Source organism: Citrobacter freundii complex sp. CFNIH2 (assembly GCF_002880615.1).
Classification (GTDB): Bacteria; Pseudomonadota; Gammaproteobacteria; order Enterobacterales; family Enterobacteriaceae; genus Citrobacter_A; species Citrobacter_A amalonaticus_F.
Window position 1 is genome coordinate 1,742,925 of the sequence record NZ_CP025757.1, and the last position, 26,135, is coordinate 1,769,059.

Consider the following 26,135-nt stretch of genomic DNA (forward strand, 5'->3'; position numbering starts at 1 on the left):
ATCAGAATGTGTCAGATCGCTCATTCACCGCCCACTTTGTGGCGGTGAACTTTACTCGCTTTACTTATTAATTACGAGCTTTAAAAAAACTCGATTACGAGGCTGACTGCAGGCGGGAAGCGTTGATATGGAACAGACGGGCAAAGTTATCGGTGGTGATCTGCGCCAGTTCTTCAACCGCCACACCTTTCAATACGGCCATGTATTCCGCCACGTCGCGGACCATCGCTGGCTGGTTCTCTTTACCCCGATGCGGTACCGGTGCGAGATACGGGGAATCCGTCTCCACCAGCAGTCGATCCAACGGCACATATCGCGCAGCGTCACGTAACTGTTCAGCATTACGGAAGGTCACAATGCCGGAAAAGGAGATATAAAAACCCAGATCCAGGAGTTTACCCGCCGTTTCTCTGTCTTCTGTAAAACAGTGTAGTACGCCGCCACAATCCGTCACGTTTTCATGACGAAGAATCGCCAGCGTATCGGCGCGGGCATCGCGCGTGTGGACGATCACCGGCTTGTTCAGTTCACGGCCGATCTGGATATGATGAATGAATGACTCTTGCTGGCGCACTTTTGTTTCGGGGGTATAAAAGTAGTCCAGCCCCGTCTCTCCCATCGCCACCACGTCGTCATCAGCCGCCAGATGACGCAGTTCTTCCACGTCATACGGTTCGTCCTGATTGAGTGGATGCACGCCGCAGGAGAAAACGACGTTATCGCGCTGGCCGACCAGTTCCCGCATACCGCGGTATCCCGGCAGCGTCGTCGCCACCGCCAGACAGAATTTCACATCGCGCGCGGCCGCCTTCGCCAGCACGTCATCCACATCCTTATGCAGAGATTGATAATCCAGGCCATCAAGATGGCAGTGCGAGTCGACTAAAAACATAATGTCTCTCTTACAGGTGGGGAACAGGCAACACGGTGCCTGGTTGGAGATAATGCTCGATTTGCAGAAGAAGATCGGTTAACACCAGTTCACGGTTTATTCCGATCACGTTAAGCAGTTGTTCGCGGCAGTGGCAAATGGCATTAAGGATTGCCTGAATACGCGTCTGAGACAGCTGACCGGCAATCGTGGCGATCAGTTGCCCGGCATCCGCGTTGGTCATCACGGTGGCCCCGTGCTGACGTTTAAGCGCATCCATCATTAATGTCGCCAGCCAGTGCAGTCTGGCAGGCGCCTGTTCATGATTAAGCACCGTCAATAATGAGTACCAGTCGCCAGCAGGAAGGCTGCTCGCCAGCGCCTGACACAGCGCGTTACGCTGGGACCAGCTTTCGGAACCCAGCAGGGCCAGCGCCGCCCCCGGAGAACCTGCACTCAGGCGCAGCGCGGTCAACAATGCTTCTTGTGACACCGTCACTTCTCGCGCAAGCCACGATACCGCGTACGATTCAGCCGGCGGCGCGAGATGATGTAAACGACAGCGGCTGCGCAGTGTCGCCAGTAACCTCGCGGGTTCACGACTGGCGAGAAAGAACCAGGTTTGCGCGGGCGGTTCTTCCAGCGTTTTAAGCAGCGCATTGGCGGCGGCATCAGTCATCAGCGCCGCATCCGGGATCCAGACCACTTTGGCTCCGCCCAGTCGCGCACGCTCATACAGTTTTTCACTCACTTCACGCACGGCATCAATGCCCAGCGTGCTTTTCCCTTTTTCCGGGAACAGTGAATAGTAGTCCGGATGCGTTCCTGCCTGCATCAACTGGCAACCACGGCAGTGGCCGCAGCTTTTATGTCCATCCGGTTGCTGGCAAAGCAGGTAGCGGCTCAACGCATAGATCAATGCGTCGTCGCCCATTCCCGGTAAGGCCTGAATCAGTAGCGCATGGTGACCCCTTCCCGCCTGATAGCTCGCTACCAGCTTCTCGAAGTCAGGTCGTAACCATGGATACCATTTCATTCGCCCTGCTCCTTCACCCACTCGGTGATGGTGGTACGGATATCGCTCATCACCGTATCCAGCGGCTGCGTCGCATCAATCGTGCGGATACTGGCATCACGGGCTGCCAGCTCCAGATAGCGAGCGCGGGTGCGATTGAAGAAATCAAACGACTCCTGTTCGATGCGGTCCAGTTCGCCACGGGCGCGAGCACGTTTCAGCCCCACTTCTGGCGTGACGTCCAGGTACAGGGTTAAATCCGGGCGGAAATCCCCCAGTACAGCATCACGCAGCGTCGCCAGCATCTGCTGATCGACTCCGCGACCACCGCCCTGATACGCCTGCGTTGACAGATCATGACGGTCGCCAATCACCCATTTACCTTCTGCGAGCGCGGGTTTAATGACCGTCTCAACCAGCTGCACTCGCGCGGCATAGAACATCAACACTTCGGCTTTTACGGTAATGGTTTCGTCACCGACTGAACGGATGTCCAGCACCAGGCTACGCAGTTTTTCTGCCAGCTGTGTACCGCCCGGCTCGCGGGTAAAAACCATGTCGCGAATGCCGAGTTGTTCAAGCGTCTCAACCACAACATTCTTTGCGGTCGTTTTTCCGGCGCCTTCCAGCCCCTCGATGACGATATAATTACTGCGCATTTTTTTCCTTAAGCACTTTCAGATAGTCCTGCACTGACCGGTTATGGCTGGCAAGATTAGTATTAAAAGTATGACCGCCTTTACCATCGGCCACAAAATAGAGATACGGCGTTTTGGCCGGATGCGCCGCCGCATTCAGTGAAGCTTCACCCGGCATCGCAATCGGTCCTGGCGGGAGTCCGGTCATCGTGTAGGTATTATAGGCCGTTGGCGTTTCCAGGTCCGCGCGCGAGATCTTGCCATTATAACGCTCCCCCATCCCGTAAATCACCGTGGGATCGGTCTGTAGGCGCATCCCGATACGCAGGCGGTTGATAAAGACGGAGGCGACCTGATCGCGTTCGCTGGCAATGGCCGTCTCTTTTTCAATAATCGAGGCCATCGTCACCAGTTGGTTTTGATCCTTATACGGCAGTCCTTCCGCACGCCCTTCCCAGACGCGCTCAACCGCCTTCACCATTTTCTGATGGGCGCGCTTGAGTAAGGCAACATCCGTGGTATTGGCGGTATACATCCAGGTATCGGGCCAGAACCAGCCCTCCAGCCCATCGGTATTCTCAAGGCCCAGCGCTTTTGCGACGGTTTCGTAGCGATCGTCACTCAGGGTATGTTTGATATACGGCGCATCACGCAGCTGTTTGAGATAGTCGCTTAAGCGCATACCTTCCACCAGCCGCAGTGGGAACTGCGCCTCTTTGCCGCTTTCCAGCAGCTGCAGCATCTCACGGACGCTCATACCCGGCGTTAAACGATAGGTTCCGGCCTTAAAGTGGGAGAGTTCTGGCTCGACGCGCAGCAACCATTGAAACACGCGGGGGCGGTTAATGACCCGATCCGCATACAGCTGATCGCCCAGGGCCAGGCGTCCGGTACCCGGCTTAAGGGTAAAAATGGTCTCTTCTTTAATCAAGATTTTACTGTCCGCCAGATGGCGAACCTTCCACATTCCCGCCCCTGCGGCAATGCCCAATACAACAACCAGTAAAAGGACAACACGAAACAATTTTTTCATGACTAATTCGGATGCTCACACAGTGGGGCCAGAAACTCAAATAATACACGTGAAGACAACGTGTTAGCGCCATAAGCCCGCACGGGCACGATCGGCATCAGCGCATTACAAACCACCATTTCATCGGCATGTTGCAGCGCTGCTTCGCGGGCATGGGTTTCGACAACCTGAAAAGACGATTGTGCCAGTTTCCGGATACAGAATTGTCGCATAATACCGTTCACTCCCGCCTGATCAAGGCGCGGCGTATAGACCACATTGTCTTTTCGCCAGAATAAATTAGCCGCACAGCATTCCGTAACCCAACCCTCACTGTCAAGAACCAACGCCTCATCGGCTTCCGTCTGCTCAAGATGGGAGCGGATCAGCACTTGTTCGAGCCGGTTCAGGTGTTTGATGCCCGCGAGCAAAGGGTTACGTCCCAGACGAACCGGGCTTAAGGCAAGCGTAATCCCCTGTTCGCGCCAGCGGTCGTAATGCTGCGGATAGGCAGAAACAGAGAGAATGCGGGTGCTGTCACGACACTGCGCGCCGCTGTATCCTCGCCCCCCGCTTCCACGGCTGATAATCACCTTCAGTACCGCACGTGAATGGCCCGCGGCCAGCACGGTCATTTCTCGCTCAAGCACATCCCAGTCATCAAAGGCTATCAGCAATGTTGCGCAGGCCGCCTGCAAACGCCGTAAATGCGCCGCCAGCAGCGATACCGTGCCATCGAGAATGCGCGCAGTGGTAAAGCAGCCATCGCCAAACTGGATGGCGCGATCGCTTGCGGGAAGTGATTCCTGTTCACGGCCATTGATCAAGAACATGGTGGCTCCTTATGCGTGGCCCGTTAGTGTCGCAGGATGGTTAGCGCAGGACAAGGGAAGAAAACGCAATAAAAAAGGCCCGACAAGCGGACCTTTTAACCAGGGAGGCAAAACGGCGGTCAGACCTTTTTAAAGATCAATGAACCGTTGGTCCCACCGAAACCGAAGGAGTTACACAAGGTGTACTCCATTCCGCTGACCTGACGCGCTTCGTGAGGAACGAAGTCCAGATCGCAACCTTCATCCGGGTTATCCAGGTTGATGGTTGGCGGAACAGCCTGATCGCGCAGCGCCAGGATAGAGTAAATCGACTCTACCGCGCCCGCTGCACCCAACAGGTGACCGGTCATAGATTTGGTGGAACTCACCATCACACGGCTTGCCGCATCGCCAAAGACAGATTTAACCGCCTGCGCTTCAGCTTTATCGCCTGCCGGCGTGGACGTCCCGTGGGCGTTAACGTAGCCAATCTGGCCAGGTTCAATCGACGCATCACGCAATGCATTGACCATCGCCAGGGCAGCGCCTGCACCGTTTTCCGGCGGCGACGTCATGTGATAAGCGTCACTGCTCATCCCGAAGCCAACGACTTCAGCATAAATTTTTGCGCCGCGCGCTTTTGCATGTTCGTACTCTTCCAGTACCACCATGCCTGCACCGTCACCCAGAACAAAGCCATCTCGCTCTTTGTCCCATGGGCGGCTTGCCGCTTGCGGGTTTTCATTACGGGTAGACAACGCACGTGCTGCGCCAAAGCCGCCTACGCCCAGTGGCGTACTGGCTTTTTCAGCACCGCCCGCGACCATCGCGTCCGCATCGCCGTATGCAATGATACGCGCGGCATGACCGATGTTATGTACGCCTGAGGTGCAGGCGGTCGCGATAGAGATGCTTGGCCCACGCAGGCCATACATGATGGTCAGGTGACCTGCCACCATGTTAACAATCGTCGACGGAACGAAGAACGGGCTGATTTTACGCGGTCCACCGTTCACCAGGGAACTGTGGTTTTCTTCAATCAGTCCGAGACCGCCGATACCAGAGCCGACAGCGGCGCCAATACGGGATGCGTTCTCTTCCGTTACTTCAAGGCCAGAATCCTGCATGGCCTGAACGCCAGCGACAATTCCATATTGAATGAAGGCATCCATCTTGCGCTGTTCTTTGCGCGAGATAATGTCATCACAGTTAAAATCCTTTACTAAGCCAGCAAATTTCGTTGCATAGGCGCTAGTATCGAAATGGTCGATCAGGCTGATGCCACTCTGACCGGCAAGGAGAGCTTTCCAGGTAGACTCTACGGTATTGCCGACAGGAGACAACATGCCCAGTCCGGTCACAACTACACGACGCTTAGACACGGTTGTCCTCCAGGGAGGGATAATTGATTCAAGTGGGACAAAAAGATAAAACTCAGGCGGTCGAATGACCGCCTGGAGATGTTCACTTACGCCTGGTGGCCGTTGATGTAATCAATGGCAGCCTGAACGGTGGTGATTTTCTCAGCTTCTTCGTCCGGAATCTCAGTATCAAACTCTTCTTCCAGAGCCATTACCAGCTCAACGGTGTCAAGAGAATCTGCGCCCAGGTCTTCAACGAAAGAAGCATTGTTGGTAACTTCTTCCTGCTTAACGCCCAGCTGTTCGCCGATAATTTTCTTAACGCGTTCTTCGATAGTGCTCATACTCTTAAATTTCCTATCAAAACTCGCTTTCGCGATGGTTTTCGTAGTGTATAAAATGTTGAAAAATTTGCAACTAAATCCCGGCAGGTCTTACCACGATTTTACGTTATTTTGAGGCCAAGACCTATAATAACGCAAATATTTTTCTACGCTTCATCCTTCAAATTGTCTCTGTGTTGGCTGCATCTTCAAACCCTGGTCACATAGTCATCAATGCTCGCAGGCTTTTTCGGTCTTGCCGACTTGATACAATTTGGATGATTTTGCGTATCTCGTGGTTAAACCATATACATCCCGCCGTTGACGTGCAAAGTCTCACCCGTGATGTAACCTGCTTCGTCAGAGGCTAAAAATGCAACCGCACTGGCGATCTCTTTCGGATCGCCAAGACGACCTGCAGGAACTGCCGCCAACGTACCCGCACGCTGCTCATCAGTCAGCGCACGCGTCATGTCCGTTTCAATAAAGCCCGGAGCAACAACGTTCACCGTAATACCGCGGGACGCAACTTCGCGCGCCAGCGATTTACTGAAGCCGATCAGACCCGCTTTCGCCGCAGCGTAGTTTGTCTGACCCGCATTTCCCATGGTACCAACCACAGAACCGACAGTGATAATACGTCCATGACGCTTTTTCATCATAGCGCGCATTACCGCTTTTGACAGGCGGAAAACAGATGAAAGATTGGTTTCGAGAATATCGTTCCACTCATCATCTTTCATTCGCATCAGCAGGTTATCACGTGTGATACCGGCATTATTGACCAGGATATCCACTTCACCAAATTCTGCGCGAATTTTTTCCAGAACAGATTCGATAGATGCTGGATCAGTCACATTCAACATCAGACCTTTACCTTTAGCACCTAAGTAATCGCTAATGGCCTGAGCGCCACTTTCGCTGGTCGCGGTACCGATAACGGTCGCGCCACGGGCAACGAGCGTCTCTGCAATTGCGCGGCCAATGCCACGACTTGCACCGGTAACCAGCGCGATTTTTCCTTCAAAACTCATGGTGTTCCTCTTTTATTGCGCAAGTGCCGCCGACATCGCCGCCGGTTCGTTCAGAGCCGAGGCAGTCAGGGTATCAACAATACGTTTCGTCAGGCCTGTAAGCACTTTACCTGGACCTACTTCATACAGGTGCTCAACACCCTGCGACGCCATTAGTTCGACGCTCTTCGTCCACTGTACCGGACTGTACAACTGGCGCACCAGCGCATCGCGAATGGCATTCGCGTCAGTTTCGCACTTAACATCCACATTGTTGATAACCGGTACAGACGGCGCGTTAAAGGTAATTTTCGCTAATTCAGCCGCCAGTTTTTCCGCCGCCGGCTTCATCAGCGCACAGTGAGACGGTACGCTCACTGGTAACGGCAGCGCGCGTTTTGCACCGGCAGCTTTACAGGCTGCACCGGCACGCTCAACGGCGTCTTTGTGTCCGGCGATAACGACCTGCCCCGGCGAGTTATAGTTCACCGGCGAGACCACCTGGCCTTCTGCGGCTTCTTCGCACGCTTTTGCAATGGACGCATCATCGAGACCGATGATAGCAGACATACCGCCTGTGCCTTCCGGAACGGCTTCCTGCATGAATTTACCACGCAGTTCAACCAGACGCACTGCGTCAGCAAAATTAATGACACCGGCGCAAACCAGCGCTGAGTATTCACCCAGACTATGACCCGCCATCAGCACCGGCGCTTTACCACCCTGCTGTTGCCAGACGCGATACAGCGCAACGGACGCGGCTAACAGCGCAGGCTGCGTCTGCCAGGTCTTGTTCAGTTCTTCAGCCGGCCCCTGTTGAGTCAGCGCCCACAGGTCATAGCCAAGCGCTGCAGAAGCTTCGGCAAACGTCTCTTCGACGATGGAATAGCTTGCCGCCATATCGGCTAACATCCCAACGGTCTGGGAACCCTGTCCAGGGAACACAAATGCGAATTGCGTCATGTTTAAATCCTTATACTAGAAACGAACCAGCGCGGAGCCCCAGGTGAATCCACCGCCAAAGGCTTCAAGCAACACAAGCTGACCTTCTTTGATGCGTCCGTCACGCACGGCTTCATCCAGCGCGCAAGGAACGGAGGCCGCAGACGTGTTGCCGTGTCTGTCCAGTGTCACCACCACATTGTCCATCGACATGCCCAATTTTTTGGCCGTCGCACTGATGATACGCAGGTTAGCCTGGTGCGGAACCAACCAGTCGAGTTCTGAACGATCCAGGTTATTGGCCGCCAGCGTCTCGTCGACGATGTGCGCAAGTTCGGTAACGGCCACTTTGAACACTTCGTTGCCTGCCATCGTCAGATGAATTGAATTTTCCGGATTCACGCGATCGGCATTCGGCAGCGTCAGCAGTTCGCCATAGCGACCATCAGCATGCAGGTGGGTAGAGATGATGCCCGGCTTGTCGGAGGCGCTCAGCACCACGGCACCGGCACCATCGCCAAAAATAATGATTGTGCCGCGATCGGTCGGATCGCAGGTGCGGGCCAGAACATCGGAACCGACCACCAGCGCGTATTTGACCGCACCCGTTTTAACGTACATGTCGGCGACGCTTAATGCGTATGTAAAGCCGGCGCAGGCTGCGGCGACGTCAAACGCCGGGCAGCCTTTGATGCCCAGCATATTCTGAATCTGGCATGCTGCACTGGGGAATGCATGTGTCGCTGAGGTGGTCGCTACCACAATCAAGCCAATCTGTTCTTTATCAATGCCCGCCATTTCCAGCGCGCGTTGAGCCGCCGCAAAACCCATCGTTGAGACGGTTTCATTCGGCGCTGCAATATGGCGTTCACGAATACCTGTACGGGTGACAATCCACTCGTCAGACGTATCGACCATTTTTTCCAGATCGGCGTTAGTCCGCACCTGTTCAGGCAGATAGCTGCCAGTACCAATAATCTTTGTATACATGTACGCTCAGTCACTTTTTGGTTATATACCGCGCATCACAATGGCTAAGAAGCTGGGGCTCTCACGCCACACCGTAATCAGTGTGGCTGTGATGTGTCGCCATTACCAGCGTCCAGCATTGTAAATCCAGCTGGGTATACCGATTCCAGGCGAGCGGCAATTCGCTGAGGAACTTGTCGCTGCACCGCCTGCACTGCCTGTTCAATCGCGACGGTAAACGCTCGCTGATTGGCCGCACCATGACTTTTTATCACCGTGCCGCGCAATCCTAACAGACAGGCGCCATTATACTGGTCGGGGTTGAGGTGACTGAATCGCCTCGCCAGGCTTTTTTGTAACCAACGTTTTAATATCAGCAGCCACCACGACCGTTTTTTACCCTCACCCTGAGATTTCAGCAGTGAAAGGAACATTCTGACAACACCTTCCATCGTCTTTAATGTGACATTGCCTGTAAAACCGTCACATACCAGAACATCTGTTTTCCCCGTCAATAACTCATTGGCTTCAAGATAGCCGATGTAATTGATGGAAGGGATCGTTTTTAGCACCACAGAGGCATCCCGAATGCTGTCGAGACCCTTGGTTTCTTCTTCGCCGATGTTGAGCAAGGCCACGCGAGGGTTGTTAATACCCACCACTTCTTCCGCAAGCACCGAGCCCATAATGGCAAATTGCACCAGCATCTTGCTGTCGCAATCGACATTCGCCCCCAGATCGAGGACCACCGTCTTCCCTTTCTGCTGATGCGGCAAAATCGTCACCAGCGCAGGGCGCTCAATACCGTCGAGCGGTTTGAGCAATAATTTTGCAAGTCCCATCAGCGCACCGGTATTTCCGGCGCTAACGCAGGCTTGCGCTCGCCCTTCCTTCACGAGTTCCAGCGCCACACGCATTGAGCTCCCGCGGCTGGCGCGGATTGCCTGCGAAGGCCGGGCATCACTGGCGATAACTGACTGTGCAGGGATAATCTGCAGACGCGAACGTTGTTCAAAGTCAGCTTTAGCAAGTAATGGCGTGATGGTATCGGGATCCCCGACTAAAAGAAGTGTGAGTTGTGAATTAGAATTCAGTGCCTGCAATGCTGCAGGCACTGTCACGGAAGGGCCAAAATCTCCCCCCATGACATCTAACGCCAGGGTTAGACGTGTCAAAGTCGTTTCGCCGCCTGGTTTGGTATTTCCCCGCAGCAACGGGGAATTTCCTCACTAAGCTTCATCACACGGATTCTCTTCGTCTCTTACGCGAAAGAGGCATTAACAGCCTGCCTGCTACGTAAAATTCGTTGAGTAACGCGTGATTACTTAGCGATTACCTTGCGGCCACGGTAGTAACCGTCGGCGGTGATGTGGTGACGCAGGTGTTTTTCACCAGAAGTTTTGTCTACAGACAGGCTGGTGACTGCGGTCAGAGCGTCATGAGAACGACGCATGCCACGTTTGGAACGGGTTGGTTTATTCTGTTGTACGGCCATGGACCTTACTCCTCAATTACTTACGCTTTAAGCTGGCTAATACGGCAAATGGGTTTGGTTTCTGCGCTTCATCAGGCAGTTCACCAAAGACCATGTCCGCCTCGGACACTTCACAGTGTTCAGAATCGTGCACCGGAACTACCGGCAAGGAGAGGATAATTTCATCTTCCACCATTGCAAGCAGATCGATTTCACCGAATTCGTTAACCTCAATCGGCTCATACGCTTCCGGGAGTGCTTCAGCCTGTTCGTCGGAACGAACCGGACTGAAACAATACGTTGTGTGAACATGATGAGGAAACGGCTTCCCGCAACGCTGACATGCGAGCGTTACCGAAACCTTCGCATCACCGGTAATCACGGCAAGACGTTGGTTATCGATAGCAAACGACATGGCGCATTCCACATCACTGTCCACACTGACTACAGAATCGGCGACGCGCTCTACCAGATCAGAAGTATAGATACCTTCATAATCGAGGCGTTTTTGAGCCGTACGAACCGGATCAAGAGTCAGGGGTAATTTTACCTTTTGCATAGGGCGCGCATATTAACTTTGTAACGTCATATAGTCAAAGAAAAAGGCAGCCTGCGGTTGCCTTTTGCCAATAATTCGCACACATTGCGGTTTACAGACTTATTTTCGCTCAGGAGACGCCACAACGGCACGCCTGAAGGACGAAGAGCATAGTTTAAAATGGCTCTCATCAATACGCTATATCTGGTGGAAAAAATATGCCTAATCTCATTCTTGCCTCCACATCTCCCTGGCGCCGCGCCCTGCTGGAAAAACTGGCGATGCCCTTTGAATGCGCGGCCCCTGAGGTAGACGAAACGCCGATGCCTGGAGAGAGTCCTCGCCACTTAGTCAATCGACTGGCGCAAGAGAAAGCGCAATCGCTGGCTCACCGCTTTCCGTCACACCTTATTATTGGTTCCGATCAGGTGTGTGTACTGGATGGCGAAATCGCCGGTAAGCCTTTAACAGAAGAGAAAGCCTGCCAGCAGTTAGCCAAAGCCAGCGGCAATATCATTACGTTCTATACCGGTCTGGCGCTGTATAACTCCGCGACGGGACATTTACAGACCGAAGTGGAGCCCTTTGACGTTCACTTCCGCCATCTCAGTGAAACGGAAATTGAAGATTATGTGCGTAAAGAACGCCCGCTGCACTGCGCAGGGAGTTTTAAAAGCGAAGGTCTGGGAATTGCGCTCTTTGAGCGCTTAGAGGGGCGCGATCCGAACACGTTGATTGGTTTACCGCTGATCGCATTGTGCCAGATGCTACGCCGGGAAGAGATGAACCCGCTGAAAACCTGATTAAGTGCGCTATCCAGTAAGCCTGATAAGCGCAACATCATCAGGTATAAACCTGCCGGATGGCGACGTAAACGTCCTGTCCGGCAAGTTTAGCGCAATAAGAGAGCAACGCGCATCAGGCCGGCTTACGCAACACCTGTAAACAGCGCTTTAGTTGATCGTCCATCGGCGCTTCGATGCGCAGCACCTCACCCGTTCCCGGATGAGTAAACTTCAATGCGGCCGCATGCAGAAACAGACGCGACAATCCCGTTCCCGCCAGTTGCTTATCGAACTCGCGGTCGCCGTAGCGATCGTCAAAAGCAATAGGATGACCCGCGTACTGGGTGTGCACGCGAATCTGGTGTGTACGACCGGTCACCGGGCTACAGCGGACCAGCGTGGCGAACGCGTAACGTTCTTCCACCTTAAAACGCGTTTCCGACGGTTTGCCTTCCTGATTCACCCGTACAATACGCTCACCGCTTTGCAGGATGTTCTTCAATAACGGCGCCTGTACCGTTTTGACATGCGACTGCCATTGACCGCGCACCAGGGCGAGATAATCTTTCTGCATCCCCTTTTCGCGCAGCTGCTCATGCAGCGAACGCAATGCTGAACGCTTCTTCGCGACCAACAGCACGCCAGACGTATCGCGGTCAAGACGGTGTACCAACTCAAGAAAACGCGCTTCAGGACGTAGCGCACGCAACCCTTCAATCACGCCAAAGCTTAACCCGCTGCCGCCATGCACAGCGGTTCCCGACGGTTTATTCAGCACCAGGATATGGTCGTCTTCATAAAGGATAACGTCCGCCAGCGCCGCCACTTTTTGCAGATGCGGTGAAACGGCCTCTTCTTCACGTTCCGCCACGCGTACAGGCGGAATGCGCACTTCATCACCCGCTTCCAGTTTGTATTCGGGTTTGATGCGTTTTTTATTCACCCGCACTTCGCCTTTACGCAAAATGCGATAAATCATACTTTTCGGCACGCCTTTGAGCTGCGTGCGCAAAAAGTTATCAATGCGTTGCCCCGCTTCGTCAGCAGTAATAGCAACAATTCTTACGGATGGAGTCTCTGTTTTCATGGGGGCCGATTCTAAATAGCCATAAGGATTAGCGCCACTCATTTTTCTATGCTTATATTTATCTTTATCCGTCGTCACTCACGTGCTTCATGATTGATTTGGTGGTTATTAAACCAATCACCGCGCATAAGTGAAAAAACTGTGAGTAAGCGGGTGATAAATGGTAAAAGTCATCTTGCTATAACAAGGTTAGCAGTGGAATAATGTCACCGCTTCCGTGCTGAATCTTGTTAAAACAAGGAATTTTACGGAAAGACCCATTTTGTCCGGACGATCATCCACGCAGCAATGGCGTAAGACGTATTGATCTTTCAGACAGTTAGCGGGCTGCGGGTTGCAGTCCTTACCGGTAGATCGGATCTTCTCTGGAGAGTAATACCCAGGCGGTTCCCCTGATAATTGCGCTGCGTTTCCGTATGAAATGCAGGCAACCGACACTCTGCGCCTCTTTGAGCTGACGATAACCGTGAGGTTGGCGACGCGAATAGACACGAGGCCATCGGTTCACACCCGGAAAGGCAATACTCTGCCCGCAGCTTAGTCGTCAATGTAAGAATAATGAGTAAGTTACGATGAAAAGAATGTTAATCAACGCAACTCAGCAGGAAGAGTTGCGTGTTGCCCTTGTAGATGGGCAGCGTCTGTACGACCTGGATATTGAAAGTCCTGGACATGAACAGAAAAAAGCGAACATCTATAAAGGCAAAATCACCCGTATTGAACCGAGTCTGGAAGCCGCTTTTGTTGATTACGGCGCTGAACGTCACGGTTTCCTCCCGTTAAAAGAAATTGCCCGCGAATATTTCCCCGCCAATTACAACGCTCATGGTCGTCCAAACATCAAAGATGTGCTGCGCGAAGGCCAGGAAGTTATTGTTCAGATTGATAAAGAAGAACGCGGCAACAAAGGCGCTGCGCTGACCACTTTTATCAGCCTGGCGGGCAGTTATCTGGTTCTGATGCCAAACAACCCGCGTGCGGGCGGTATTTCTCGTCGCATCGAAGGCGACGACCGTACCGAGCTGAAAGAAGCGCTGGCAAGCCTTGAACTGCCTGATGGCATGGGCCTTATTGTACGTACTGCGGGCGTAGGCAAATCTGCCGAAGCGCTGCAGTGGGACTTAAGCTTCCGGTTGAAACACTGGGAAGCCATTCAGAAAGCCGCTGAAAGCCGCCCTGCTCCGTTCCTGATCCATCAGGAGAGCAACGTGATTGTTCGCGCCTTCCGCGACTATCTGCGTCAGGATATCGGTGAAATCCTTATCGATAACCCGAAAGTGCTCGAACTGGCGCGCCAGCATATCGCGGCATTGGGTCGTCCGGATTTCAGCAGCAAAATCAAGCTCTACACCGGTGAAATCCCGCTGTTCAGCCACTATCAGATCGAGTCGCAGATTGAATCCGCCTTCCAGCGTGAAGTGCGTCTGCCTTCCGGCGGCTCTATCGTTATCGACAGCACCGAAGCGTTAACCGCCATCGACATCAACTCCGCTCGCGCAACCCGCGGCGGCGATATCGAAGAAACCGCGTTTAACACCAACCTGGAAGCGGCCGATGAGATCGCCCGTCAGTTGCGCCTGCGCGACCTCGGCGGCCTGATCGTTATCGACTTCATCGATATGACCCCGGTACGCCATCAGCGTGCGGTGGAAAACCGTCTGCGTGAAGCGGTCCGTCAGGATCGTGCACGTATCCAGATCAGCCATATTTCACGCTTCGGCCTGCTGGAAATGTCCCGTCAGCGCCTGAGCCCGTCGCTGGGCGAGTCCAGCCATCACGTCTGCCCGCGCTGTAGCGGTACCGGCACCGTGCGTGATAACGAGTCGCTGTCCCTGTCTATTCTGCGTCTGATTGAAGAAGAAGCGCTGAAAGAGAATACGCAGGAAGTCCACGCGATTGTACCTGTGCCGATTGCCTCCTATCTGCTCAACGAAAAACGTACAGCCGTTAATGCGATTGAAACCCGTCAGGATGGCGTGCGCTGCGTGATCGTACCTAACGATCAAATGGAAACGCCTCACTACTCCGTACTGCGCGTACGCAAAGGTGAAGAGACGCCGACCCTGAGCTACATGCTGCCGAAGCTGCATGAAGAAGCAATGGCGTTGCCGTCTGAAGAAGAGTTCGCCGAGCGTAAACGTCCTGAGCAGCCAGCGCTTGCTACCTTCGCGATGCCAGAAGTTCCGCCTGCGCCAACGCCTGCCGAACCGCCAGTGAAAGCCGCTGCGCCGAAAGCCGCCGTTGCGCCAGCCGCTCCGGCAGAGCCGGGTCTGTTGAGCCGTTTCTTTGGCGCACTGAAATCGCTGTTCAGCGGTAGTGAAGAAGTGAAACCTGCCGAGCAGCCTGCGCCAAAAGCCGCAGAAAAGCCGGAGCGTCAGCAGGATCGCCGTAAACGTCAGAACAACCGCCGTGACCGTAACGATCGCAGCGAACGTCGTGACAACCGTGATAACCGTGGCGAACGTTCAGAGAATGGCGAGAACCGCGACGAGAATCGCCGTAACCGCCGCAATGCGCAGCAGAATGCCGAAAACCGTGATAACCGTCAGCAATCGACCGACGTAGCGGATAAAGCGAAGTCTGGTGATGAACAGCAGCAGCCACGTCGCGAACGTAACCGCCGTCGCAGCGAAGACAAACGTCAGGCGCAGCAAGAAGTAAAAGCGCTGAATCTTGACGAGCAGCAGACCCCGGAAACCGAACAGGAAGAGCGCGTTCGTCAGGCTCAACCACGCCGTAAACAGCGTCAGTTGAACCAGAAAGTCCGCTACAGCAGCAATACGTCCGAAGTGGAAGTGGTAGAAACCGCCGCCGCAGAAGAGAGCGTTGTCGCACCGATCGCAGCACAGACTGCACCAACGCAAAGCACCGAGCTGGTGAAAGTGCCACTGCCTGTCGTGACAGAAGCGGCCCCAGAGCAGGATGACAACGGTGAGGCACGCGATAACGCCGGTATGCCGCGTCGCTCCCGTCGTTCCCCACGTCATCTGCGTGTGAGCGGCCAGCGTCGTCGTCGTTATCGTGACGAACGTTACCCGCTGCAGTCGCCGATGCCGCTGACAGTTGCCTGCGCCTCGCCAGAAATGGCGTCCGGCAAAGTGTGGATCCGCTACCCGGTAGCGCGTCCTCAGGATGCGCAGCCAGAAGCTCAGGAAATCGAACAGGTACAGGTACAGCCTGTCGTGACCGAACCGCAAGCCGTAGCTGCCGCCGTTGAAACCGTTGCCGCAGTCGAACCGGTCGTTGAAGCTGTCGTTGAAACGAAAGCAGAAGCACCGGTTCAGGCTGAAGCTGTGGTTGAAACGACGCATCCGGAAGTGATTGCCGCCCCGGTGGTTGAAGAGCCGCAGATGATTGCCGACGCCGATGTGCCGGTCGCCGAAGAGGTTGCCGCTCAGGCAGAGCCTGTCGCTGAAATGCAGGAAACCGCTCCGGTCGTTGAAGAGACACCAGAGGTGGTTACGGTAGAGCCTGAAACAGTGACTGCAGCGCCTGACGAGGTTGCGGCTGAACCTGAAGTGGTTGCAGAGCCTGAAATCGTTGCAGAACCTGAAATCGTTGCAGAGCCTGAAATCGTTGCAGAACCGGTTCAAGCGCCTGTGATCGTTGAAGCACCAACAACGCCAGCACCAGTATCCGAACCCGTTGTCGTTGCACAGGTCGCAGAAGTCGCAGTACCGGTCGCGGCAGAACCTGTTGCTGAGCACAGCCACGCCGCTGCGCCGATGACTCGTGCGCCAGCACCGGAATATGTGCCGGAAGCGCCACGTCACAGTGACTGGCAGCGCCCTGCTTTCGCCTTTGATGGCAAAGGCGCCGCAGGTGGTCACAGTGCGTCACACAGTGCCTCCGCTGGACCGACTCGTCCTCAGCCTGTCGAGTAAAATCGACAGCGTAAAAAGCCGACCTCAGGGTCGGCTTTTTTATTCCCCTTCAGGTCGGCGCATTCCCGCCAGTTCCGGCATCACCTTTTTCATCAATTCCAGAAACTTTCGCAGGCGAGTGGGATAATAACGCGCCCAGGGATAGACCAGGTGCACCGGCAAAGGTGCGGCCTGCCAGTCAGAAACCAGCTCGACGAGTCGCCCTTGCGCGATATCCTCGGTCACCGTCCAGCTTGACACCACCACCACGCCTAACCCCGCTAGCGCAGCATTGCGCGCTACGTAGATACTGTCGGTGCTCAGTCGCGGCGTGATCGGAAAGGTCACCGGTTCCCGACTGTGCTGATGGCTAAGCGAGACGTTGTGTTGGTAGAAAGTATTGACGGCAATCCAGGGCAGTGACGATAGCTGTTCTGGCACCGCGATCGTTGCAAATTGCGCCAGCAGCGCCGGTGACGCGACCACGCTACGCGGGACTTCCGCCAGCAGCACAGAAACCGTTGCCGGATCGACTTCTGCGCCAACGCGGATCGCACAGTCGATATTGTCGCTGAGAAAATCGACCGTTTTATCGTTGAGCATCCACTCCACCGACAGATTGGGATAGCGCGCTAAAAAGCTCAGTAACGGCGTGAGGAGCTGCTGCTGACCAAAAGCATGCGGAGCCCGCACCCGCAATGTCCCGACGGGCTCATCTTCCGTGACGTTGAGTCCGTCCTCTAACGCCAGCCAGGCGTCAATGATATGTTTGGCGTGCTGGTATCCGCGCTCGCCGTCGTCCGTAAGCTTCATGGCGTGCGTGGTACGTAAGACCAGTTTCACCCCCAGCATTGCCTCCAGCGACTGCAACCGCCGACTGATTGTCGCCTGGGTCGTGTTCAACTGACGAGCGGCCGCTGACAACGATCCGGCCTCCACGATGCGCACAAACGTTCGCATCAGTTCCACCCTGTCTATACGCTCATTCTTTTTCATTTATCCGGTGCTCATACGCTTTACGTATAATGGTTTTACCACTTCGCTGACTACCAGGCCACCGCCGTTCAGAGAAAAATAGCCTCACACCTGTGATTGAGGATTTTGAAATGCACACCCCGTCTCGTTGGCTGATCTTTGTTCTGGCGCTGGGCGCAGGCTTCAGCGTCGCCGCCATCTACTATGCTCAACCGTTGTTACCGCTAATGGGGGCCGATTTGGCACTCAGCATCACCGGCATGGGACTGGTGCCCACGTTAACGCAGGCCGGCTATGCGCTTGGTATCCTGTTCTTATTGCCGCTCGGCGACCGTTACGACCGGCGGAGGCTCATTCTGATGAAAAGTGCAGCGCTCGCCCTGCTGCTGCTGGCCTGTAGCGTCACTGACCAGGTGCATTCTTTGCTGACAGTAAGCCTGTTGCTGGGGATGGCGGCAACGATGGCGCAGGATATCGTCCCGGCGGCGGCAATACTTGCCCCAGAAGGTAAGCAGGGAAAAACGGTCGGGACCGTGATGACCGGCCTGCTGCTGGGCATTTTGTTGTCACGCACCGTGAGTGGTCTGGTCGGAGAAGCCTTTGGCTGGCGGGAAATGTATCAACTCGCCGCGCTCAGTATTGCGCTGGTCGGCGTGTTGCTGTGGAAAGTCCTGCCCGCGTTTGCTGCCCATTCCACGCTGAGTTATCCCGCGCTGATGGTGAGCCTGGCGCAGTTATGGCGTCGCTACCCGGCACTGCGTCGTGCCGCCCTGGCTCAGGGGTTTCTGTCCGTCGCATTCAGCGCGTTCTGGTCAACGCTGGCCGTCATGCTCGCCGGACATTATCAGATGGGTAGCGCCGCTGCGGGGGCATTTGGTATCGCCGGGGCTGCCGGCGCGCTGGCCGCACCGTTGGCCGGTCATCTGGCAGATAAGATAGGGGCAGAAAAAGTGACGCAACTGGGGGCGTTGCTGGTGACCGTCTCTTTTGCGCTCATGTTCCTGTTACCCGTTTTGCCCGTACACGGTCAGTGGTTGCTGATTGCGCTCTCCGCCGTCGGCTTTGACCTGGGACTGCAATCAAGTCTGGTGGCGCACCAGAATCTGGTCTATAGCCTCGAACCGCAGGCCAGAGGCCGTCTGAACGCACTGTTGTTCAGCGTCGTCTTTATCGGCATGGCGCTCGGCTCAGTGCTCGGCAGTCAGATCTATGCGCTGGCAAACTGGCAAGGCGTCGTCACGCTGGCCACCCTTAGCGGCGCCATTGCGCTGGTCATCAGACTGGCGGGAAAGCGTTCATCTGCTCATCTGCGGGTTAGCGTGTAACCGACAAAAAAATGCCCGCTCCGGGGTGAGATGGAGCGGGCAGACAAAACATACCCAGTTTCATGATATGTTTCAAATCGGTATTAGCGGTTGAGCTGGAACAGCGACATCCCCTGCATATCGGTGAAGGCTTTATAGGATGCCTGGAGCGCCGCCTGCTGCATGACGTACGATGAAATGGCCGCGTTCCAGTCCACATCCACCAGATTACTCATCTGCTGCGTTTGCCCAAGTGCGCGATCGGTGCCCAGCGAGTCCAGACTCTGCAGTTCCTTCAGCTGTGTCCCCAGCTCCGCACGCACGCTCAGTACGTTATTCAGGGAGTTTCTCAGTCCACGGTTGGTTTTTTCCATAACAGCTTTAGCATCCGCTTTCAGCGTCTCATCATCACCGACCGGTGATTTTAGCGAGGCAATCGCTGAATCCAGCATTTTGAAAAGACTGGTTTCGGAGGTCCCGTTATTAGGTTCAGGAACAGAATTGCTGGTGATGGTGTCGAAAATTTTGTCGCCGGTGTGGCCAATCACCATAGTACGAGAAGCATCCACCTGCTGAGTGATACTCTCCGTACCGCCGTTATAGGTGCCGTCAGCCTGCGAAAACGGTGCCGCGTCGGTTTTGTAACCCGCAAAGATGTAACGGTTATTACCGTCAGTGCTGTTTGCCAGGTTCATCAGTTGATCGCGGATCCCCTGTAAGTCAGTCGCCAGCGAAGCGCGATCATCATCACTTAGGGTACCGTTGACCGCATTAATGATTTTTTCCTGCGCGCTTTGTATCGCTGTCGTCACCTGGTTTAACACATTCTCTTCCAGCGAAACCTTCTGCGTGGCGAAAGTTCGCGCCAGGGCGAACTGGCTATTCTCTGCCTGCGCCTGTGACAACACCACGGCCTGAGATGCGGCGATGGGATCGTCAGACGGATTAATTACCCGCTTCCCCGTCGACATCTGCTCACCGTATTTCATCCATTCCGCCTGGGAATTGGTGATACCGCGCATGTTCTGCTGGTACATCATTTGGGTACTGATACGCATCGTTTCCTGCTCCCTTAGCGAATACTCAGCAGTGCATCAAACAGAGAGTTGGCGGTTTGCAACACCTGAGCGTTGGCCAGGTAATACTGCTGGAAGCGTTGCAGGTTGCCATACTCTTCGTCAAGGTTGACGCCGGAAATGGACTGTTGCTGATTGCTCAGCTGCGTCACCACATTGCCCTGGGTGGTGCTGCTGGTTTTCAGCGTGGCGGTTTTGCTGCCCACGTTGCTTACCAGCGTGGCGTAGGCGTCGTTAAACGATTTTGAACCACCTACCGTTGTGCTGTCCTTTTGCAAATCCAGCAACGCCTGACCGTTACGGTTGTCGCTTTCACCGGCCGTTGCGTCCTTCGCCATCGCAATTTGCGATTCGTTAGTCACCAGAACGCCCATATTGATGATGGCGTCGCTGACCGGCTTGACGATAAAGCTGTCATTTTTAGCAGGGCCAACATCGATGCTAATCTCCAGGCCATCGAAGGTCAGTTTGCCCGCGTCCTCGGTCGCTTCAAAAGAGGTGTTATCCGCAAGACGCGTCACCTGCCATTTCGCACCGTCATAAACCACTTTATAGTCTGTCGCCTGAACCTCTGAGGCGGTTTTAACGGTCGCGCTGATGCTACCGGTATTCTTGCTATTTCCATACACAGCCGGGTCGCCGATACTGAAGAAATCGACATTATTTTTGCCGTTCGCATCATACCCCTCGCGGTGCTGCTGGTTAAACGCGTCAGCGAATGCCAGCGCCAGTTGTCCCAGCGTATTGCGCGTCTGATCCAGATCCTGAGAGCGGAAGGTCAGCAGACCGCCGAGCGAACCGGTCGTGATCAATTTTTCCGGAATTTCGATATTGCCCGCGATGGAATCCACATAGGCAACAGTGGTACGCGAAGGATCGTCCTGCGAAGGGACCGCCGCTAACTGACGGGCATTACTTCCCTGCACCAGTGAATAGCCGTTCGCCATGGTGATGTTATAGGTGCCGCCGTCCTGAATGCTGACTTCCACCCCGACAATTTTGTTCAGCTCGCTGACCAACTGGTCGCGCTGATCAAGCAGGTCATTTGGCGATGCCCCGGCACCCACGCCGGTCAGACGCGAGATCTGGTCGTTCAGACTGGCAATCTGCTTACTGTAGTTGTTGATCTGATCGACGCTGGAACCAATCGCGATATTGACCTGCTTGTCCTGATCGCGCAGATACTGGTCGGTCGTTTTAAACTGGTTAACCAGTCCATTGGCTTTACCAATCAGCGTCTGGCGCGCCGCCGGGTCTTCGGCGTTACTCACCAGCGTTTGCAGGCTGGTGAAAAAATCCTGCATGGACGTGGAGACAGAGCTGGTTTTGCTGGCCAGCAGGTTGTCGATTTTGGACATCTGCTCATAACGGGTCGTCAGACCGCTGCTCTGGTTCTGCGCCGCGCGCAGTTGATTGGTGATGAACGAATCATATTCGCGCTGTACACCCGAAACATAGACACCATTGCCCACCCAACCGCCGGCACCCAGCGTGCTATTGGCTTGCGCCATAATGGTCGTCTGACGGGTATAGCCCGCAACGTTATAGCTGGAAATGTTGTTACTGGCAGTATTCAGCGCCGCCTGAGCCGCGCTCAGCCCGCTCATGGCGTTATTAATCAAGCTGGACATGGAAGTTCCTTTTAATCCTTCAGTTACAGATCATTATCGGCAGCAGGTCACGGGACTTGAGCCATTTAGAAGAGATTGTCGAGATTCGTGTTGTAGGCGTTGTTCACCTTCTCGCTCATCGACTTCAGCTGTTGGATCATGCTGGTCAATTTACGCGCATAGTTCGGGTCAGTGGCATAGCCGGCGCTCTGCAATGCCTGCGCGCCCTGTTCCGCGGTAACCGCCGTGGTCACCGCCGCATAGCGTGGATTGCGGGTCAGCAGACCGACGTAATCCGACAGCGCTTCAAGGTACGAGCTGTACACGCGGAATTTGGCCTTCACCTTTTTCGCTTCGCCGTTTTCATATTCGGTCGTGGTGATTTCCGTCACCGGCCCTTTCCAGTTACCCGAGGCCTTCACGCCAAACAGGTTGAAACTCGGCTCGCCGTTTTCCCGGCGGATCTGCCGCTGCCCCCAGCCGGACTCCAGCGCCGCCTGCGCCAGAATCAGGTGATGCGGCACGCCGCTCTGCTCACTGGCCAGACGGGCCGGCAGCGACAGTTGCGCCAGGAAGTCTTTACTGTCGCCGGAGAGCGGTTCGTCATTGCTCTCCGGTGTTTTCGGCATGGCTTTACGCACCAGTTGCGTCAGCGCCTGGTTCTGGTAGCTGGTCACCGTTTCCAGCGGGAACTTCATCGGCACCTGCGGCGTTTCTTCTGCGGGCTGCGCCTGTCCCTGCGTCATCTGTTTGACCATCATTTCCGCCAGCCCCAGACCTTTACCGGCGGTCATCTGCTGCGCAATCTGCTGGTCATACATGCTGGTATACAGACGCGTCTGATCGCTGCTGAAGACGCCATCTTTTGGCAGCGCTTCACGCATGCTTTTCAGCATCATCTGGACGAACATTCCTTCCACCTGGCGGGCCACCGGGCGGATATTCGCCGCCGGATCCTGACCCGCTTTCGCCTTCAGTTCATTCAGCGATTGCGCATCCCAGGCGGCGCTGGCCATCAGTTTGCTGTCGCTAATCATCAGATGATTTCCAGTTTCGCGCGTAAGCAACCGGCGCTCTGCATCGACTGCAGAATTGACATCAGATCCATCGGCGTCGCCCCCAGCGCATTCAGCGCACGGACCACGTTGTTCAGATTGGCGCTGGAACGAACGCTTTGCAGCGAACCGCCGCTCTGGCGCAGATCGATTTGCGTTTGCGGCGTCACCACCGTCTGACCGCCGCCAAACGGCGTATCTGGCTGGCTGACGTTAGCCTGACGGTTAACGGTAACGGAGAGATTCCCCTGCGCTACGGCACAGCTATCCAGCGTGACTTCGCGGTTCATCACCACCGAACCGGTACGTGAGTTGATCACCACTTTTGCATCCTGCGGCGTCACGTTCACCTCCATGTTCTGAATATCCGCCAGGAAGCGAACCTGAGAGCTGTTGCCGCTCGGTACGCGAACCTGAATCGTGCGCGCATCCAGCGCGGTGGCGCTGCCAAAGCCGCGTGACCGGTTGATGGTGTCAGCAATCTGCTGCGCCATGGTGAAGTCTTCATTATTCAGTTGCAGGTTCAGCGTGTTACCCGCGCCGAACTGGCTGGGCAACTCGCGCTCGATTGTCGCTCCGTTGGTGATCCGTCCGCCGTTAAGCTGGTTCACCTGCACGCTGCTGCCGCCCGCAGACGCCCCGGCGCCGCCGACCAAAATGTTGCCCTGCGCCAGCGCATACACCTGGCTGTCGACCCCTTTCAACGGCGTCATCAGCAGCGTCCCGCCACGCAGACTTTTCGCGTTCCCCAGCGAAGACACCACCACGTCGATGGTTTGTCCCTGACGACCAAAGGCCGGGAAGGAGGCGGTTACCATGACCGCCGCGACGTTTTTCAACTGCATGTTCGTCCCGGTCGGCACGGTAATACCCAACTGCGAGAGCATGTTGTTCAGGGTCTGGGTGGTAAATGGTGTCTGGGTCGTCTGGTCACCGGTCCCGTCCAGCCCCACCACCAGGCCGTAGCCAATGAGCGAGTTTTCGCGCACGCCCTGCACGCTGGTCAGATCGCGGATACGATCGGCATGCGCCAGCGTGGCGACGAGGACCAGAACCAGTCCAACTACAGATTTCAACATGGGAGACCTCGCTTACATCGGCGACAGGTTAAGGAAGAAACGCTGGAGCCAGCCCATATTTTGCGCTTCGTTGATGTAGCCGTTTCCGACATATTCAATACGTGCATCCGCCACCTGAGTTGACGGAACGGAGTTGCTGCCGCTGATGGTGCGCGGATTCACAACCCCGGAGAAGCGGATGAACTCAGTACCCTGGTTGATGGCGATCTGTTTTTCACCCACGACATGTAAATTGCCGTTGACCAGCACCTGATCGACGGTCACGGTCAGCGTGCCGCTAAAGGTATTACTGGCGTTGGCCCCGCCCTTGCCGTTAAAGGTATTCCCACCGGAAGCCTCGACGTCCGCTCGCGCATTGCCGAATAATCCTTGCAGATAGCGCGGTACGGTATCAAAGCCAAAGTTGGTTTTACCGTCACGACTGGCGTTGGCAGAAGAGCTTTTACTGGCGCTGACGTTTTCCTGCAGCACAATGGTCAGCGTATCGCCGATGTTGCGCGGACGACGGTCTTCAAACAGTGGCTGATAGCCATAGTTGATGGGCTGCGCGGACTGAAAAATCGAACCATTTGCCACCGGCGTCGGGCCAGGAACAGGCTGCGCCGTGGTCGCGCCCTGGACGAGCGGAGTGGAAGGAATCCAGGCACATCCTGACAGTGAAACCACCAGCAGGGCCATGATCGGGTAAGCGTGCGCAGCGTTTTTTTGCATTGCCTTTATCTTCTGAATCAGGGTGCCGGTGAGACAGAAGCCTCACCGGACAACACCTTAGAGTTGCGTCAGTTTTTGCAGCATCTGATCGGTCGTTGAGACCGCTTTGCTGTTGATTTCGTAAGCGCGTTGAACCTGAATCATATTGACCAGTTCTTCCGCGACGTTGACGTTTGAGGTCTCGACATAGCCCTGGTACAACAGGCCCGCCCCGTTCAGACCCGGCGTGCTCTCATTCGGCGCGCCGGAAGACTGGGTCTCGGTGTACAGGTTTTCACCAATACTCTCCAGACCGGTATCATTCATGAACGTGGTCAGATTAAGTTGGCCCACCTGTACGGGCGCCGCCTGTCCCTGTTGGGTTACGCTCACCACACCATCACGACCGATGGTGATGCTCAGGGCGTTAGCCGGAATGGTAATCGCTGGCTGAACCTGGAAGCCGCCGGCGGTCACCAGTTGACCATTCTGATCGACCTGGAATGACCCATCACGGGTATACGCAGAAGTACCATCCGGCAGCAGGACCTGAAAGAACCCCTGACCTTTGATGGCGACATCTTTACTGTTGTTGGTTTGCGACAGGTTGCCCTGGCTGTGCAGACGCTCGGTCGCCACCGGACGCACGCCGGTACCGATTTGCAGACCGGACGGCAGCGTGGTCTGCTCAGAAGACTGAGCGCCAGGCTGACGAATGGTCTGATAAAGCAGATCTTCAAACACCGCGCGCTGACGCTTAAAACCATTGGTGCTGACGTTTGCCAGGTTATTGGCAATCACATCCATGTTGGTTTGCTGCGCGTCCAGGCCGGTTTTGGCGATCCATAATGAACTGATCATAAAGTGTCCTGTATTAAGTCATCGACAGCAGTTGGTTAGCGCGACCAGCGTTGTCATCCACGCTGCTGATAACCTTCATCTGCATTTCAAAACGGCGGGCGCTGGCAATCATGTCGCTCATCGCTGACACCGCATTGACGTTGCTCCCCTCCAGTACTCCCGACATCACGCGAATGGTCGGATCGGCCTGCAGCACCGGGCCACGGGTTGCCTGTGCGGCAGCGGTCAGACGGAACATCCCGTCGTCGCCACGCTGCACTTCGTTCCCCTCGGCCTTCACCAGCTTCAGACGTCCCACCGGCGCGATGGTGTTCGCCGGATCGCCGGGATTCAGCGCGGAGATGGTGCCGTCCGCCGCAATGGTGATTTCCGACCCTTCCGGCACCGCAATCGGCCCGGCTTCACCAATCACCGGGTGCCCCTGAATGGTCAACTGTCCGGTCGGATCCACCTGAATGCTGCCGTTACGGGTATAGCCTTCGCTGCCGTTCGCGGTCTGTACCGCCAGCCAGCCATCCTGCTGTAACGCCACGTCCAGCGGACGCGAGGTGTAATCCATCTGGCCAGGCGTCATATCCGCCCCCGGCGTGGACGCGGTGACCAGCGTACGCGTCGGCAATGACAGCCCTTCGACGGGGACGGCGCGCAGCGCATTGAGCTGTGCACGAAATCCCGGCGTCGAGGCGTTGGCCAGGTTGCTGGCCGTCACCGCCTGTTGGTTCAGCGTCTGGCTGGCCGCCCCCATCGCGGTATAGATTGCGTGATCCATTACGTTGTCCCGT

Annotated in this window: 25 protein-coding genes; 3 read left to right on the forward strand and 22 right to left on the reverse strand. The window is 55.4% G+C overall.

Annotated features, from left to right (window positions below; genetic code table 11):
* Positions 1–94: 94 nt before the first annotated feature.
* The 13 genes from WM46_RS08645 to yceD all read right to left on the reverse strand — a co-directional run bounded on the left by WM46_RS08645 (position 95) and on the right by yceD (position 10,989).
* Positions 95–892, reverse strand: a complete 798-nt coding sequence (locus WM46_RS08645; protein ID WP_061077186.1) for a metal-dependent hydrolase — start codon at positions 890–892, stop codon at positions 95–97.
* Positions 893–902: 10 nt separating this feature from the next.
* Positions 903–1,907, reverse strand: coding sequence for a DNA polymerase III subunit delta' (gene holB, locus WM46_RS08650; RefSeq protein WP_102602018.1), 1,005 nt, complete (start codon positions 1,905–1,907; stop codon positions 903–905).
* Positions 1,904–2,545: a dTMP kinase gene (gene tmk / locus WM46_RS08655; RefSeq protein WP_061077184.1), complete on the reverse strand. Its 642-nt coding sequence runs from the start codon at positions 2,543–2,545 to the stop codon at positions 1,904–1,906. Before tmk ends, holB begins: the two co-directional genes overlap by 4 nt.
* The gene (gene yceG, locus WM46_RS08660; RefSeq protein WP_102602019.1) at positions 2,535–3,557 is read right to left on the reverse strand and encodes a cell division protein YceG; all 1,023 of its coding nucleotides are present in this window, start codon (positions 3,555–3,557) and stop codon (positions 2,535–2,537) included. The genes tmk and yceG overlap by 11 nt, the downstream gene beginning before the upstream one ends.
* 2 nt (positions 3,558–3,559) lie before the next feature.
* Positions 3,560–4,369, reverse strand: a complete 810-nt coding sequence (gene pabC, locus WM46_RS08665; RefSeq protein WP_102602020.1) for an aminodeoxychorismate lyase — start codon at positions 4,367–4,369, stop codon at positions 3,560–3,562.
* A 119-nt stretch (positions 4,370–4,488) separates the two neighbouring features.
* The gene (gene fabF, locus WM46_RS08670; protein ID WP_102602021.1) at positions 4,489–5,730 is read right to left on the reverse strand and encodes a beta-ketoacyl-ACP synthase II; all 1,242 of its coding nucleotides are present in this window, start codon (positions 5,728–5,730) and stop codon (positions 4,489–4,491) included.
* Positions 5,731–5,816: 86 nt separating this feature from the next.
* Positions 5,817–6,053 carry an acyl carrier protein gene (gene acpP / locus WM46_RS08675; RefSeq protein WP_000103754.1) on the reverse strand — a complete coding sequence of 79 codons (237 nt, stop codon included), beginning with the start codon at positions 6,051–6,053 and terminating at the stop codon, positions 5,817–5,819.
* 278 nt (positions 6,054–6,331) lie between these two features.
* Positions 6,332–7,066, reverse strand: coding sequence for a 3-oxoacyl-ACP reductase FabG (gene fabG, locus WM46_RS08680; RefSeq protein WP_042319622.1), 735 nt, complete (start codon positions 7,064–7,066; stop codon positions 6,332–6,334).
* 12 nt (positions 7,067–7,078) lie between these two features.
* Positions 7,079–8,008 (reverse strand): ACP S-malonyltransferase, encoded by a 930-nt coding sequence (fabD, locus tag WM46_RS08685; protein ID WP_102602022.1) that lies wholly within the window; start codon positions 8,006–8,008, stop codon positions 7,079–7,081.
* Between the two features lie 15 nt (positions 8,009–8,023).
* Complete coding sequence (gene fabH, locus WM46_RS08690) at positions 8,024–8,977, reverse strand: beta-ketoacyl-ACP synthase III (protein WP_102602023.1); 954 nt, start codon at positions 8,975–8,977, stop codon at positions 8,024–8,026.
* 77 nt (positions 8,978–9,054) lie between these two features.
* Positions 9,055–10,131: a phosphate acyltransferase PlsX gene (plsX, locus tag WM46_RS08695; protein ID WP_102603805.1), complete on the reverse strand. Its 1,077-nt coding sequence runs from the start codon at positions 10,129–10,131 to the stop codon at positions 9,055–9,057.
* A 146-nt stretch (positions 10,132–10,277) separates the two neighbouring features.
* A complete protein-coding gene (gene rpmF / locus WM46_RS08700) occupies positions 10,278–10,451 on the reverse strand; it encodes a 50S ribosomal protein L32 (RefSeq protein WP_000290727.1) in 174 nt (57 codons plus the stop codon).
* 16 nt (positions 10,452–10,467) lie between these two features.
* A complete protein-coding gene (gene yceD, locus WM46_RS08705; RefSeq protein WP_043000987.1) occupies positions 10,468–10,989 on the reverse strand; it encodes a 23S rRNA accumulation protein YceD in 522 nt (173 codons plus the stop codon).
* 197 nt (positions 10,990–11,186) lie between these two features.
* Between yceD and WM46_RS08710 the strand changes: the two genes are divergently transcribed.
* Positions 11,187–11,771 (forward strand): Maf family protein, encoded by a 585-nt coding sequence (locus WM46_RS08710; RefSeq protein WP_061077176.1) that lies wholly within the window; start codon positions 11,187–11,189, stop codon positions 11,769–11,771.
* Positions 11,772–11,886: 115 nt separating this feature from the next.
* On the opposite strand, the gene rluC is transcribed toward WM46_RS08710, so the two are convergent.
* The gene (rluC, locus tag WM46_RS08715) at positions 11,887–12,840 is read right to left on the reverse strand and encodes a 23S rRNA pseudouridine(955/2504/2580) synthase RluC (RefSeq protein WP_054176598.1); all 954 of its coding nucleotides are present in this window, start codon (positions 12,838–12,840) and stop codon (positions 11,887–11,889) included.
* Positions 12,841–13,412: 572 nt separating this feature from the next.
* Here rluC and rne point away from each other — a divergent pair.
* The gene (rne, locus tag WM46_RS08725) at positions 13,413–16,724 is read left to right on the forward strand and encodes a ribonuclease E (RefSeq protein ID WP_102602024.1); all 3,312 of its coding nucleotides are present in this window, start codon (positions 13,413–13,415) and stop codon (positions 16,722–16,724) included.
* Positions 16,725–16,763: 39 nt separating this feature from the next.
* Here rne and WM46_RS08730 read toward each other — a convergent pair whose 3' ends face one another.
* Positions 16,764–17,699: a LysR family transcriptional regulator gene (locus WM46_RS08730; protein WP_102602025.1), complete on the reverse strand. Its 936-nt coding sequence runs from the start codon at positions 17,697–17,699 to the stop codon at positions 16,764–16,766.
* 110 nt (positions 17,700–17,809) lie between these two features.
* On the opposite strand from WM46_RS08730, the gene WM46_RS08735 reads away from it, so the two are divergent.
* Positions 17,810–19,003, forward strand: a complete 1,194-nt coding sequence (locus tag WM46_RS08735; protein ID WP_102602026.1) for an MFS transporter — start codon at positions 17,810–17,812, stop codon at positions 19,001–19,003.
* An 83-nt stretch (positions 19,004–19,086) separates the two neighbouring features.
* Here the strand turns inward: WM46_RS08735 and flgL are convergent, their stop codons facing one another.
* The 7 genes from flgL to flgF all read right to left on the reverse strand — a co-directional run bounded on the left by flgL (position 19,087) and on the right by flgF (position 26,122).
* Positions 19,087–20,040 carry a flagellar hook-associated protein FlgL gene (flgL, locus tag WM46_RS08740; RefSeq protein ID WP_102602027.1) on the reverse strand — a complete coding sequence of 318 codons (954 nt, stop codon included), beginning with the start codon at positions 20,038–20,040 and terminating at the stop codon, positions 19,087–19,089.
* Positions 20,041–20,054: 14 nt separating this feature from the next.
* Positions 20,055–21,689, reverse strand: a complete 1,635-nt coding sequence (flgK, locus tag WM46_RS08745; protein ID WP_102602028.1) for a flagellar hook-associated protein FlgK — start codon at positions 21,687–21,689, stop codon at positions 20,055–20,057.
* A 65-nt stretch (positions 21,690–21,754) separates the two neighbouring features.
* The gene (flgJ, locus tag WM46_RS08750) at positions 21,755–22,705 is read right to left on the reverse strand and encodes a flagellar assembly peptidoglycan hydrolase FlgJ (RefSeq protein ID WP_102602029.1); all 951 of its coding nucleotides are present in this window, start codon (positions 22,703–22,705) and stop codon (positions 21,755–21,757) included.
* Positions 22,705–23,802, reverse strand: a complete 1,098-nt coding sequence (locus tag WM46_RS08755; protein ID WP_043000997.1) for a flagellar basal body P-ring protein FlgI — start codon at positions 23,800–23,802, stop codon at positions 22,705–22,707. Before WM46_RS08755 ends, flgJ begins: the two co-directional genes overlap by 1 nt.
* 12 nt (positions 23,803–23,814) lie before the next feature.
* Positions 23,815–24,513 (reverse strand): flagellar basal body L-ring protein FlgH, encoded by a 699-nt coding sequence (gene flgH, locus WM46_RS08760; RefSeq protein WP_042319652.1) that lies wholly within the window; start codon positions 24,511–24,513, stop codon positions 23,815–23,817.
* A 57-nt stretch (positions 24,514–24,570) separates the two neighbouring features.
* Positions 24,571–25,353 carry a flagellar basal-body rod protein FlgG gene (flgG, locus tag WM46_RS08765; protein WP_042319653.1) on the reverse strand — a complete coding sequence of 261 codons (783 nt, stop codon included), beginning with the start codon at positions 25,351–25,353 and terminating at the stop codon, positions 24,571–24,573.
* Between the two features lie 13 nt (positions 25,354–25,366).
* Complete coding sequence (flgF, locus tag WM46_RS08770; protein WP_044258017.1) at positions 25,367–26,122, reverse strand: flagellar basal-body rod protein FlgF; 756 nt, start codon at positions 26,120–26,122, stop codon at positions 25,367–25,369.
* Positions 26,123–26,135: the final 13 nt, after the last annotated feature.